General features: G+C 49.8%; 10 protein-coding genes. 1 reads left to right on the forward strand and 9 read right to left on the reverse strand.

The annotated features are described in order from the left end of the window. Nucleotides 1–333: 333 nt before the first annotated feature. From DXC51_RS21810 to DXC51_RS21845, 8 genes are all read right to left on the reverse strand, one after another. Nucleotides 334–888, reverse strand: a complete 555-nt coding sequence (locus DXC51_RS21810; RefSeq protein ID WP_021634040.1) for a flavodoxin family protein — start codon at nucleotides 886–888, stop codon at nucleotides 334–336. After that, a complete protein-coding gene (locus tag DXC51_RS21815) occupies nucleotides 876–1,880 on the reverse strand; it encodes an NAD-dependent epimerase/dehydratase family protein (protein ID WP_021634041.1) in 1,005 nt (334 codons plus the stop codon). The genes DXC51_RS21810 and DXC51_RS21815 overlap by 13 nt, the downstream gene beginning before the upstream one ends. A gap of 513 nt (nucleotides 1,881–2,393) precedes the next feature. Then, nucleotides 2,394–3,320 carry a 1-phosphofructokinase gene (gene pfkB / locus DXC51_RS21820; RefSeq protein ID WP_021634043.1) on the reverse strand — a complete coding sequence of 309 codons (927 nt, stop codon included), beginning with the start codon at nucleotides 3,318–3,320 and terminating at the stop codon, nucleotides 2,394–2,396. Between the two features lie 218 nt (nucleotides 3,321–3,538). Beyond that, nucleotides 3,539–5,308, reverse strand: coding sequence for a single-stranded-DNA-specific exonuclease RecJ (recJ, locus tag DXC51_RS21825; RefSeq protein WP_035320726.1), 1,770 nt, complete (start codon nucleotides 5,306–5,308; stop codon nucleotides 3,539–3,541). 134 nt (nucleotides 5,309–5,442) lie between these two features. Beyond that, nucleotides 5,443–7,620 carry a protein translocase subunit SecDF gene (locus DXC51_RS21830; RefSeq protein WP_025490878.1) on the reverse strand — a complete coding sequence of 726 codons (2,178 nt, stop codon included), beginning with the start codon at nucleotides 7,618–7,620 and terminating at the stop codon, nucleotides 5,443–5,445. A gap of 19 nt (nucleotides 7,621–7,639) precedes the next feature. Beyond that, nucleotides 7,640–9,067, reverse strand: coding sequence for a thioether cross-link-forming SCIFF peptide maturase (scfB, locus tag DXC51_RS21835; protein WP_117545439.1), 1,428 nt, complete (start codon nucleotides 9,065–9,067; stop codon nucleotides 7,640–7,642). Between the two features lie 206 nt (nucleotides 9,068–9,273). Then, nucleotides 9,274–9,417, reverse strand: a complete 144-nt coding sequence (scfA, locus tag DXC51_RS21840; protein ID WP_009250044.1) for a six-cysteine ranthipeptide SCIFF — start codon at nucleotides 9,415–9,417, stop codon at nucleotides 9,274–9,276. A gap of 245 nt (nucleotides 9,418–9,662) precedes the next feature. Further along, nucleotides 9,663–10,037, reverse strand: a complete 375-nt coding sequence (locus DXC51_RS21845) for a TIGR04086 family membrane protein (protein ID WP_021634048.1) — start codon at nucleotides 10,035–10,037, stop codon at nucleotides 9,663–9,665. 341 nt (nucleotides 10,038–10,378) lie between these two features. On the opposite strand from DXC51_RS21845, the gene DXC51_RS21850 reads away from it, so the two are divergent. Continuing rightward, nucleotides 10,379–11,728 carry an HlyC/CorC family transporter gene (locus DXC51_RS21850; RefSeq protein ID WP_025490876.1) on the forward strand — a complete coding sequence of 450 codons (1,350 nt, stop codon included), beginning with the start codon at nucleotides 10,379–10,381 and terminating at the stop codon, nucleotides 11,726–11,728. A 111-nt stretch (nucleotides 11,729–11,839) separates the two neighbouring features. Here DXC51_RS21850 and DXC51_RS21855 read toward each other — a convergent pair whose 3' ends face one another. Continuing rightward, complete coding sequence (locus DXC51_RS21855) at nucleotides 11,840–12,556, reverse strand: hypothetical protein (RefSeq protein ID WP_147332392.1); 717 nt, start codon at nucleotides 12,554–12,556, stop codon at nucleotides 11,840–11,842. Nucleotides 12,557–12,595: the final 39 nt, after the last annotated feature.

Consider the following 12,595-nt stretch of genomic DNA (forward strand, 5'->3'; position numbering starts at 1 on the left):
CATATAGCCCCCCAGGGAAACACAGGGACACGCAGGACTCTCCTTCGCCCCCCCCCACCGCAAGATCTTCTTCTCTTTTTCTAAAGAAAACCTTAAGACTTTTTATTTTCTTTTTCTAAAATAGACACACTCACGTCACAATTTTCCGTTATCATATATTTCAGATAGTTAAACAACTCAAAACTATCTCCCCCCTCATAAGAAAACGAAAAGCTGTCATGCGGATTTCCGCCGGCAGCTTTTTCGTTTGTATACCGCAGAAAAAATGACATACGGCCGCATCCCCCATGCCTGCCGTATGTCATTTTTTTACTTCCCCTACATACTTTATACTTACCTTCCGGGATTTTCCATCCATTCCCACGCCAGCTCCACCAGCCTGCTTCTCACCTCCCGGCTCTCAATCATCCTGTCCTGTGTAGCTTTCATTCCATACTTCACTGAAGAAAAGGCCGTTACAGCCGGTTTCACCCCGGCGTTTTCATATATATCCTTCAGCGTCTGAACGGCCGGTTCCAGGCCATGTTCCGGATTCCCAACCAGAATAATTTTCACCTTTTTCCAGAAACGCTTCTCCTCCGCTTCATCGTGAAGCCTGGGAGACATGCGTTCCAGCAGCCGGTAGAAAGCCGACGGTAAATTACCATTGTAAAGCGGCATGACGAAAATGCTCTGTTCTTCCTTATCCATCCACGCCGTCAGCGCGGTCAGCCCGTCCTTTTTCGGGCAGCTGCCGTGGATGCACTCATATTCACATGGTCCGCAGCCCTCCAGGCTGAAATCATGAATTGACCGGATCACAAGCCGGTTATTCGTCTGCTGACGCAGAAACAACAGAAAATCTCCGCAATTGCCGTTCTTTCTGGAACTGAAATTTAATCCAAGCATATCTGCCGCTTCCCTTCCTTCAGCCACCGCACCGTATCCTGAATGGTCTGCATCAGGTCACGCGGGCTGTAGCCTAATTCTTTTGTAGCCTTATCATGTGAGAACCTGTCATTGCTTCTCAGCGTATACAATGAATAAACCGTGTACAGCGGACGTTTCTTTTTCCATCTGGCATAGCCCGCCAGCAGAGGGGCGGCCGCCTTCGCCAGCCACATGGGAAGCACCGGGACGCTTCTGCATTTACAGGTTTTTTTAGCCATGGCAAGCACCTCGCGGATTTCGTAGTGGCGGTTGGAAAGAATATAGCATTCCCCCTTTCTGCCTTTCTCCGCCGCCAGCAGGCAGCCCGTTGCCACATCACGCACATCCACAAAATCATAACCGCCTTTGACGCAGGCCGGAAGCCGTCCCTGAATATAATCGCTTACCAGCTGTACCAGGTAATTTCCCGTGCCGCCAAAGGGGCCGAGAATTCCCGACGGATGGACAATCACCGCATCCAGCCCCTGCTTTACCATATCAAGCACCGCTCTGGTCGCTTCCGCCTTGGTTTTGGCATAGCCGCCGAACACTTTCTTTTCAGAAAAATCCGTTACTTCCTGCATAACCCCAAAGCTTCCGTTTTCCGGAATGGCATGGACCGAGCTCACGTAAACCAGACGTTTTACATGCTTTTCCAGACACAGCCCGGCTACTGTCTTCGTTCCATTCACATTCACATCATAGATCAACGGGGTTACCTCATCGGAAATATCAATCATTCCCGCCGTATGAATAACATAAATCTGCATTCCCTCCAAACCTTCAAAAAGGGGAAGAAGCGACTCTTTTTCCCTTACATCCCCTTTATAATAGGTGACATTTTCAAGCTCCCTCTCCTCCTGTCCCGGCAGTATCAGTCCCCTCACCTGACAGTTTTCATTTGCAAGCATACGGACAATCGTGTTCCCAAGATGTCCGTCCGCGCCCGTGACGATATACATTTTCTTCATGGTGAACCTCCCAATCCAGAATAATTTTCCTCAGGCCGCAACGCATCCCGTCTGATGCCAGTCTGTCTGCACCAGGGTATTAACCGACGTTTCAGTATGGAAATAAAACATCTGATTTCTTTCTTTATTTGTAACAGTTCAGGACGGCATATCGTCCTGAACTGTTCCCTTTACTTTATTATATCAACCTGTTTTTTTCTCTACAATGGACAGTTCCACGCCAGTTGTGCAGCTTTTGAACACATTGGAAAAATTTGTTGTCCATTCGATTTCTTTTATGTTTTATAAAGAAACAGTTAATAAATTTTATAGCTTTTTATGAAAATAGTCATACTCCTGACACATTTTTCGGGTATCATAAATTTCAGATAGATGAACAACACCTATCTCCCCCTCATAAAAGATAAGATAAAAAGGCACCTGTCCGCAGGCGCCTTTTTATCTTATCTTTTCACGGCCAGCCGGCCGCTTATTATCCGGATGGATATTATTCCCGACACTCCACAATTCCGGTTATATTTCCATAATCTCTATATCCTTCATCATTTCCTCCGCCAGCTTCAGAGGCACATTCCCGCTTTCCAACGTGGTCGCATTGGCCGCGGAAACAGCCGCCGCTCTTTGCAGCAGTTCTTCTTCCCCGATGCCAGCCGTCATGGACATGGCCAGGGAAGCCACCACGCTGTCCCCGCAGCCCACCGTGTTCATCGCCATAACCCTGGGCACCCTGGCGTAAAGGCAGCGTCCTTCCCTTGCCAGTATCAGCCCCTTGTCCCCCAGGGAAATCATGACCATCCGGATGCCGGAAGCCAAAAGCACATTGGCCGCATCCTTCACATCCTCCCGATCCTGCAGCCGTCTTCCGATAATGTATTCCAGCTCCTTACGGTTGGGCTTCACAACAGCGGGAGCAGCCTGAATCCCTTCCTTCAGCAGCTCTCCGCTGGTATCCAGAATCACTTTTTTCCCCATCGCGGCCGCGCTGCGTATCAGCCTTGCGTATATATCTGCAGAAATGCCCGGCGCCGCGCTGCCTGAAAGGATAATCAGGCTGCTCTCCTCCGCCAGCCGGATAAAGCTTGCGCCGAACTCCTTCAGATGCGCTTCACTTATGTGCGGTCCCGGCTCCAGAATCTCCGTTACATAGCCGTTATCCGCCACAATATTCATACTGCTGCGTGTTTCCTCCTCCACATGGACAAATGCGCTGCGTATTTTCAGCCTGTCCAGCTGGGCCTCCATCCATTTTCCCTGATAGCCTCCAAGGAAACCAGTGGCAGTCACCTCATAATCGTACTGCCTGAGGATTTTGCTTACATTGATTCCCTTTCCGCCCGGGATATTATCCACCGACCGCATTCTGTTCACACGGCCGGGAAAAAGTTCTCCTGTCCTGTAGGTCTTATCCACCGCCGGATTCAATGTTACCGTCAAAATCATATCTGCCTTCCGTTCCGCCCGCCGGCTTCCGTTTTCCTGCGGGCCTTCTGTTATTTTCTGTAAATTGCAGCTGCTTCGTCCCACCACAGTTACTGCAAATCCTTCTTCATTCCTATTTTATCATACTTCCCCGTTTCACGGCATCATATATGGAGAAATTTTATAACAGCCAGCAGCAGCCCGCCTGTTACCCAAAATCTGTTTTTCCGGCGGCTTGCTTACTGATACTGCTGCATCACCAGCTGGAGCTTCGTATTTCCCTGATAGGTATTGAGGGAAGGATAATAGGTTACGGACATGCGTATATCCTGGGTCTTTCCCAGATAAAGCCTGTCCACAGCTTCCTGCCCGAACCGTGCAGCCATGTACGCATTCAAAGGCGCCGGATCGCCGAAGGCCATCATCTCCCATCGCTTTCCGCAGTCATCCAGCACGGTAAAGCGCACGGCATTCCCATTTTTCCCCAAAATGCGGGCTGAAAGGAAGGCCATATCCTTCTGGGCAAATACCGGCTTGGGATTTCCGTTGCCAAAAGGCTCCAGCAGCTCCAGTTCCCGCACAAAATCCATGGATACATGGGAAACAGGCATCGGTACGTCGATATGTACTCTTTCCTCCAGATCGCTTTCCGTCAGGGTGCAGACAGCATTGATTTCCCTGCGGAAATTCTCCACATCCTTTTCCTCCAGGGAAAGGCCGGCCGCCATTTTATGTCCGCCGTATTTGGTAAAAAGCTGTTTTACCTTCGTCATTTCCTCAAACATATGATAGGTTTCGATGGAACGTCCGCTTCCCTTCACCCCCTCTTCCCCTTTTGTGAGGACAAAAACGGGCTTGTAGTATTTTTCCCGCACCCTTCCGGCAATGATTCCCGCCAGGCTTTCATGGCAGTCGGGCAGGTACACCACCAGCACCCGATCCTTTCCAAGCCCGCTTTCTTCCACCAGCTTAACCGCCTTTTTGACAAAAATATCGGTCATTTCCTTCCGGCTGTCGTTAAGCTGCTTCAGATCGGCCGCTATCCGCACTGCTTCCCCTCTGTCCTCAGCTTCCAGCAGCTGAAGGGCTCTTACCGCCGTATCCAGCCGCCCGGTGGCATTCAGGCACGGCCCCATGACAAAACCGATGTGATAGGCAGAAAGCTTTTTCTTATCGATGCCGTTTACCTCCATCAGCGCCCGAAGCCCCTGGTTAACGGTACTCTGCATATGGGAAAGGCCGAATTTTACAATTATCCGGTTTTCATCCAGAAGCTCCATGACGTCACATACCGTGGCGAACGCCGCCAGCTCCAGTAGTTCTTCCAGAAGCGCACTCTCCCTTTTCTCCAGCCCCAGCCTCCTGAAAAGGCTCATAATCACCTTATAAGCCACCACAGCGCCGCAGATACCTTTGTAGGGATAATTATCCCCTTCCTGCTTCGGGTCAATTACCACATCCGCCGGAGGCATCAGATAGCGTCTTTCCCCGCCGCTTTCCTCATAGGGAACCTCATGGTGATCCGTGACGATCACCGTCATTCCTTTCTTCTTTGCCAGCTCAATCTGGGGCGCGGCGGCGATGCCATTGTCGCAGGTAATGATGGTATCAACTCCTGCCTCCCACGCATCCTCCACCAGATGCTCATTCAGGCCATAGCCGTCCTTCATCCGGTGCGGAATGGCAGTATCCGCCAAGGCCCCCGCATGGAGCAGGCCCTTATGCAGGATAAAGGTGGAGCAGATGCCGTCCGCATCATAGTCTCCTATAATCCGGATCTGCTTATTTTCCCTGATTTTTCTTTCCAGGATTTCCACCGCGCACTCCATGCCCAAAAGCAGCCCGGGATCATACATTTCCTCCACGGTCCCCTGCAGGTATTTCCGGATATCGTCTTCCTCCACAATATCCCTGTTTCTGATAATCCGGGCGAGTACCGGACTGATACCGAAGGTTTCACCAATTTTCTGAAAGTCCGCTCTCTTTGCGGCTACGAACCATTTTGCCATATCAACATTCTCCGTTATAATCCAGAGCGGCAGAACCATTCAAAAAATCCGCCCCGGACAATACAGTTTCTCTTACATTTATGGGTTTAAAAAGGCGTTCTGACAAGCAGAACGCCTTTCCTATCAATCAGCTTTTATCTGGACTTGACTTTCACCGCTGTGTTCTTGCTCTTTCCCGCAATCCTGGTACGCAGGACAAACCACAGCGCACCGGTTATGCATACGGAAGAATAAGTACCGCAGACGATACCAACCATCAGAGGCAGTGCAAATTCACGGATGGAGCTTACGCCCATGATATAAAGCACTGCAACCATAATGAAGGTTGTCAGCGAAGTAAAGATACTTCTGGACAGTGTCTGTGTGATACTCTTGTTCACCAGCCCGTTCAGCTCACTCTTTCCTTCCAGATTAATATTTTCACGGATACGGTCGAAGATAACGATGGTAGCATTGATGGAGTAACCTACAATGGTAAGCATACATGCAATGAAGGTGCTGCCCACGGATACCCGTACCGCCGCATAGAAGGCCAGTACCACCAGTACGTCGTGAATCAGGGCTGCAACAGCGCTGGCGCCGAAACGGATGTCCTTGAAACGGAACCAGATGTAGATCAGCATGCAGACAGTTGCTATCACTACCGCAACGACTGCTTCCCTTCTCATTTCACCGCTGATGGTGGAGCTGATGGTTTCTGCCGTAATCTTCTCCTGATCCACGCCGAAGCTCTCCGCCAGGGTATTATTCAGCTCTTCTCTTTCCGTCACATCCAGTGTCCTGGTTTTGAAAATTACCTCATTGGTTCCCTGTACCTTCTGGGTCTGCACGTTGCCGTCGCCGGTAATCTTCTCGATCATGGGAACCACATTGGCATCGATATCCTCAATGGACATATTTTCATTAAAGGTAACGTTGGTGGAGGTACCGCCGATGAACTCCAGGCTGTAGTTCAGGCTCTGGCCGGTTCTTCCCTTGTTCACACCCATAAATACGAAGCCTGCAACAATCAGGACGATGGAAATTGTAAAAAATACCGCTTTTTTGGAAAGGAAGTTCACAGGCTTCTTTTCCTTTGCGCGTCCGTACAGCTTTTCGTTCTGCATGCCCACTGCATAGAAAGCATTCAGAATCAATCGCGTTATCACCAGCGCCGTGAACATGGAAACCACGATACCAAGAGCCAGTGTCTGCGCAAAGCCCTTAACCGTACCTGAGCCCATGAAGCCCAGCACCGCAGCTGCGATAAGTGTGGTAATATTTCCGTCCAGAATTGCGGAAAGCGCCTTCTGGAAACCGATTTTTATAGAAGATTTCACCGTCTTGCCGGTGGCGATTTCCTCACGGATACGAGCGAAAATAATAACGTTGGCATCCACCGCCATACCGATAGACAGGATAATACCTGCAATACCGGGAAGTGTCAGGGTGATTTCAAAACCGTTGAGCAGCAGGATCATCAGCACTACGTACATGCACAGTGCCAGGGAGCTTGCCACACCGGGAATCCAGTAAACAGCGATCATGAATACCATAACGATAGCCATGCCGATAGCTCCTGCCATAAGGCTTGTCCGGATGGCCGCAGAACCAAGCTGTGCGCCGACCACGTTGGAACGCAGCTCTTCCAGCTCCAGCTTCAGTCCGCCGATACGGATGGTGGAAGCCAGCGTTTCCGCCTCTTCAAAGGTGCCCATACCGGTAATTACCGCAGAACCGTCCGTAATTTCAGACTGTACTGCCGGCGCGCTTACAACGGAACCGTCATAAATGATGTAAATAATGTCCCGTGTGGGAGCCGCCTTCTTGGTGGCTTCTGCAAATTTGACTTTTCCTTCTTCCGTCAGCGTCAGCTGAACTACCGCCTCCTGGTTGCCCAGGCTGTTCTTCTGGTAGCCGGCCTGTGCATCCGCCACATCCGTGCCTTCCAGAACCACATTTCCCTGGGAATCCTGGAAGGAAAGGGAACCGGGCTTGCCCAGCTCCTCCAAAACCGCATTGGCATCGGATACACCGGGGATTTCAATATTGATACGATCTGAACCCTCCTGGTATACCTGCGCCTCGGTGGAGTAATTTTCCACACGCTTCTGCAGCTTGTAGATGGTGTCATTCATGTCAGCGGCGCTGGGTGCCTCGTCCCCAACCACCTGATAGGTGATGCTGACGCCGCCCGCCAGGTCAAGTCCCTGCTTAACGCTGGAAGCGGAGCCTGATTTGTTCTCGCCTACACCAAAAATGGACACATAGCCCAATCCGGCCAAGATGACGATGAACGCAATCAGGGTAAAGATTCCTTTTTTCTTGTTCATTGCTTTTTTCTCCTTCATTCTAGTCGGCCAGTGCCGCTTTTATCATAATCGCACATTCGATACGCTTTTTCTGGAGTTCGCAGCCCAAATCATAGGTGCCGTTGATATTGCCCGTAAAGTTATAGGCATTTGCCGCACATCCGCCGCTGCAGTAAAACTTGGCGAAGCAGTTCCTGCACTTTTCCTTGGCATAAACATTGCAGGTCTTGAATTCATCCCGGATATCCGTCCTGACGATTCCGTCATCCACATTTCCCATGAGGAACTCTTCCTTGCCCACGAACTGATGGCAGGGATAAAAATCGCCCCACGGCGTCACAGCCAGATACTCTGTCCCTGAGCCGCAGCCGGAAAGCCGCTTTGCCACACAGGGGCCGCCGCTTAAATCTATCATAAAATGGAAGAAATTAACGCCCTTGCCTTCCTTCTGCCGCTTTAAAAGCTCTGCTGCCAGCTTGTCATATTCCTCAAGCAGCACGGGAAGATCCTCTTCTTTGAGGGCATAGGGTTCCGAAGGCTCCGCCACCACCGGCTCCACGGAAATCTGCTCAAAGCCCAGATCCGCCAGATGCTTTACATCCTCGCCAAAGTCCAGGTTATTGTGGGTGAAGGTGCCGCGCACATAATAATTGAACTGATCACGGCTCTCCGCCAGCTTCTGGAACTTGGGAACAATGATGTCATAGCTTCCCTGTCCGCCTCTGTGAGGACGCATTTTGTCATTTACTGCCTTACGTCCGTCAATGCTGAGGACCACATTGGACATTTCTTTATTAACAAACTCCTGAACCTCGTCGTTGAGCAGGATTCCGTTGGTCGTCAGGGTAAAACGGAATTTCTTATGATTGGGCTCCTCCAGGCTCCTGCCGTAGGCTACCAGGTCTTTTACCACCTGCCAGTTCATCAGAGGCTCGCCGCCGAAGAAATCCACCTCAAGATTCACCCTGCTGCCGGAATTGGCAACCAGAAAATCCAGGGCCTTTTTCCCCACTTCAAAGCTCATCAGGGCGCGTCTGCCGTGATATTCCCCTTCCTCCGCAAAGCAGTAGCGGCAGGCAAGGTTGCAGTCATGGGCAATATGCAGGCACAGCGCCTTTACCACCGTCTGCCTGTTCTTGAAATCCCCGATATAATTTTCGTAAATATCCTCCGTAAACAGCTGTCCGGCTTCATACAGCTCCAGAATTTCTTCTACAGCTTCCTCCAGCTCCTGTTCTGTATAAGAAAGCTTTTTTTCAGAGAGCTGCTCTTTTCCAGACTGCTGTCCTTCACCGGAGCGCTCCGCTTTCAGCGCTGTAAGGATACCCTCTTTTTCTTTTACTCCGTTATTGATGCATTCCTCAATCCGTGGTATCACATCATAGACACAATCGTCCACAACATGTACGCTTCCGCTGTTCACATCCATTACGATGTTGTAGCCGTTGTTTTTGTACTGGTGTATCACTGGAAAACTTCCTTTCTGTTTTATAGAAACTGTCCGGGGCCGGACTCCGAACGCCAGTCCCCAAACAGTCTTTTATCCATTTCCGTCCGCCCTCTCAGGCCGCAAGTAAAAAAGCTGCGCCCCGCCTCGGCCATGTCTTCACGTATAATAAGCAGCGATGGGTATCGCTGCTTATAAAAACCTTATGCGGTTTCTTTCGGAGCTGCTTATTTCATTTTCTCGCAGCTCTGGTTTCCTACTGTGCAGGATGTCTTGCAGGCTGACTGGCAGGATGTCTGGCATTCGCCGCAGCCGCCCTTCTTCATGGATTCTTTTAAGTCTCTTGTGGTCAGTGTTTTAATATGTTTCATACCATTGCCTCCTTGCATGAGAAAATCCGCGGAAACGGATGCTCTTTATCTGGACAGAGGTCGGCCTGAACCCCAGGCGCCATTGTCTAAGCTAGTATATCATAGTTTTTTATTGAGGGAAAGTATTTTTTGTCAAAAAAGTGCTGTAAAAAAAGGGGTAATCATGAAAGATGATGTAACGGTCCGGACCGGTCAGAGCTCAACTGCTGCCGGCTGATAACCGCTGCCTCGCAAAATGCATCGTCTCAGCTGAGCATCCCGCCCAGCATCCCGCCGGCCGCACAGATTGACAGCGTGGTAAAAAAGTGTGTGCCCAGATCCTTAAATTCGTGGTTCACCGCCAGCGATATCAGCGCCATCACCGCGAAATAGGCAAGTCCCACCGCAAGCCCCCAGAGGAACTTTCTGCTTCCCATTCTTTTTCCCGTCATAAACCCGGCAAAAAACACGGCAATCACGTAAATGACGATAATGGCAATGGATACGATTTTCTCGGACAGCTGGAATTTGTAGAGAAACAGCGCCAGCAGCAGCAGGAAGCCTCCTGTCAGTATGTAGGAAAACAGCAGGCACTTCAGCAGAAACAGTATGTTGGAACTCCTGATTTCTTTTTTGTCCATATTCCTCTCCTCCTTGAAACATGTATATTCCCTTCCCCCTCCGATTTATTCCTTTTTCCTCATTACTGTCCGGCCAAATGCAGCTTCATCCAGTTGCTTCTTAGCCCGGAAACGGCTATTGTCAGGAAACGGGGGCCTTACTTTCTTTCTCTTCCCCGGCGATTCCTTTCTCTTCCTTAGTGATGTGCTTGACATTTCGCTCAGTTTTATGTAAGATTCCTATAATTACTCATAATAATTCAGGCAGACATCCTGTCCTGAATTTTTACAAATACTTAGGAAAATTTATCCCCTGAGCTGAATGCTCCCGGGACTTATTAAAAAAAGGAGTGAAATTTTACGTGGATTCATCGTCGGTCCTACAATTTATTTTTCTGATTGTTCTTATTGCCCTGTCGGCATTCTTTTCTTCTGCGGAAACCGCCCTCACCACCGTCAACCGGGTGCGTGTGCGTACGCTGATAGATGAAGGGAACAGGCGCGCTGCGGTGCTCCAGAAGGTCCTGGACAACTACAGCAAGATGCTCAGTTCCATTCTTATCGGCAACAACGTGGTAAACCTCTCCGCTTCCGCCCTCACCACCACACTTGCAATGAAACTATGGGGAAATTATGCGGTGAGCATCGCCACCGGCGTCCTGACGCTGGTCGTCCTGCTTTGCGGCGAAATCGTCCCCAAAAATGCCGCCACCCTGAATGCGGAAAAAATATCCCTGGCTTACGCCCGCATCATCTATTATCTGATGAAGCTGCTGACGCCTCTGATTTATATTGTGGATCGGCTTTCCGTAGGCATCATGATCCTGCTGCATGTGGATCCGAATAAGAAAAAAGATCAGATCACGGAATCTGAATTGAAAACCTACGTGGATGTCAGCCATGAGGACGGCGTGATTGAATCCGAAGAACGGGAAATGATTTACAATGTGTTCGACTTCAGCGACGCCGTTGCCAAGGACATCATGATACCCCGTATCGACATGAGCACCATCAATGTGGAAGCAGGCTATGAAGAATTGCTGGGGGTTTTCAAGGAATATATGTATACGCGGATTCCTGTCTACCAGGACGATAATGACAATATCATCGGCCTCGTCAACATCAAGGACTTTATCCTGGTGGAGGATCGGGAAAACTTTAAAATCACGGACATCCTCAGGGATGCCTATTACACCTATGAATTTAAAAAGACTGCCGATCTTATGATAGAAATGCGCGAGAAACGCTTTAACGTGGCTTTCGTGCTCAATGAATACGGCTCCTGCGTGGGAATGATTACCCTGGAAGACCTGCTTGAGGAAATCGTAGGGGAAATCAGGGACGAATATGATGCGGACGAGGATGAACTGATTCAGGAAATCGGCGAACGCCAGTATCTTGTGGAAGGCGGCATGAAGCTGGATGACATCAATGACGCCCTGGGAACGGAGCTGGAAAGCGAAGACTATGATTCCATCGGAGGCATCATCATTGAAATTCTGGACCGCATGCCGGTTCCCGGCGATGAAGTGACCACCGAAGCCGGAATCATGCTGCGCGCTGAAAATGTGCAGCAAAACAGAATTACCAAAGTTCTGATGACGCTTCCTGAACCGCCTGCACCGCAGGAGGATGAAGGCGATGGCAATGGCCGGGATTCCTTTTTTGATAAAGGGGGCCGGGAAGAAAATTCCGGCGACCAGCAAAGCTGATTTAATTACAATACAAAAACGGACTGCAGGCTGGCAGTCCGTTTTTACTATATAAAAGGGAGGTTTATGTAAAAGGAAGAATGGATGCATTCCTCCTGGAACGAAATAAATCTAAAACCCGGACGATCCCTCAAAGGAAACGCCTTCCTTCCCAAAATAGCAGATACACTCATGACCCTCCCCATCCGTAATGCGGATGGCTTCCTGAATATTATCCCCCACAGTCAGGCCGACTCTGGCGGCCCGGGCTGAAGCTGGATCAATCCCGTTTTCTTCCAGTCCGGCCAGAACAGCTTCCATGTTGGAATCCAGATCGTACGAATAGGAGGTCTCCGCACTGCTGATTCTCTGCAGGCCGCCGCCGTCATATGCCAACACTATATAGCCGCATTGTCCTTCATCTGCGCAATAAGTACAGTAATATAGTTCCTTATCCGATAAACTGTTTCCATCCGCATCCAGCATCTGATAAGCAGCAAAGCTGTCGTAGCTCCACACCGCATTTTTCAGATTCCGGCAGGTCCAGTCATTTATCAGTTTTTTGAATATATTTTTCTGAAACATTCCAAAAGCTCTTTTGTCCTGGCCTTCATAATAGGACCGGCGCAGGGCGTCTGCCATAAGCTCCTCATTATCTGAGGGAGGTCTGGTCACAGTTTTCTGTGTTTCTTCCTGTGTTTCTTCCTGTGTTTCTTCCTGTGTTTCTTCCTGTATCTCTTCCTGGGATTCCGAGGTATTCTGCCGGCCGTCCGCCTGTATCCCGCACACCGCCAGGCTTATTCCGAAAACACAGACTGTCATGTAAAAAATACCTGTCTTCTTTTTCATAACATCCCCCATCTTCCCGGCTTTGCCTTGAATAAATTC

Source organism: Eisenbergiella massiliensis (assembly GCF_003435485.1).

Coding starts and splice junctions, on each gene's coding strand:
- DXC51_RS21810 (WP_021634040.1), bottom strand. CDS start 888: ATGCTTGGATTAAATTTCAGTTCCAGAAAGAACGGCAATTGCGGAGAT.
- DXC51_RS21815 (WP_021634041.1), bottom strand. CDS start 1,880: ATGAAGAAAATGTATATCGTCACGGGCGCGGACGGACATCTTGGGAAC.
- pfkB (WP_021634043.1), bottom strand. CDS start 3,320: ATGATTTTGACGGTAACATTGAATCCGGCGGTGGATAAGACCTACAGG.
- recJ (WP_035320726.1), bottom strand. CDS start 5,308: ATGGCAAAATGGTTCGTAGCCGCAAAGAGAGCGGACTTTCAGAAAATT.
- DXC51_RS21830 (WP_025490878.1), bottom strand. CDS start 7,620: ATGAACAAGAAAAAAGGAATCTTTACCCTGATTGCGTTCATCGTCATC.
- scfA (WP_009250044.1), bottom strand. CDS start 9,417: ATGAAACATATTAAAACACTGACCACAAGAGACTTAAAAGAATCCATG.
- DXC51_RS21845 (WP_021634048.1), bottom strand. CDS start 10,037: ATGGACAAAAAAGAAATCAGGAGTTCCAACATACTGTTTCTGCTGAAG.
- DXC51_RS21855 (WP_147332392.1), bottom strand. CDS start 12,556: ATGAAAAAGAAGACAGGTATTTTTTACATGACAGTCTGTGTTTTCGGA.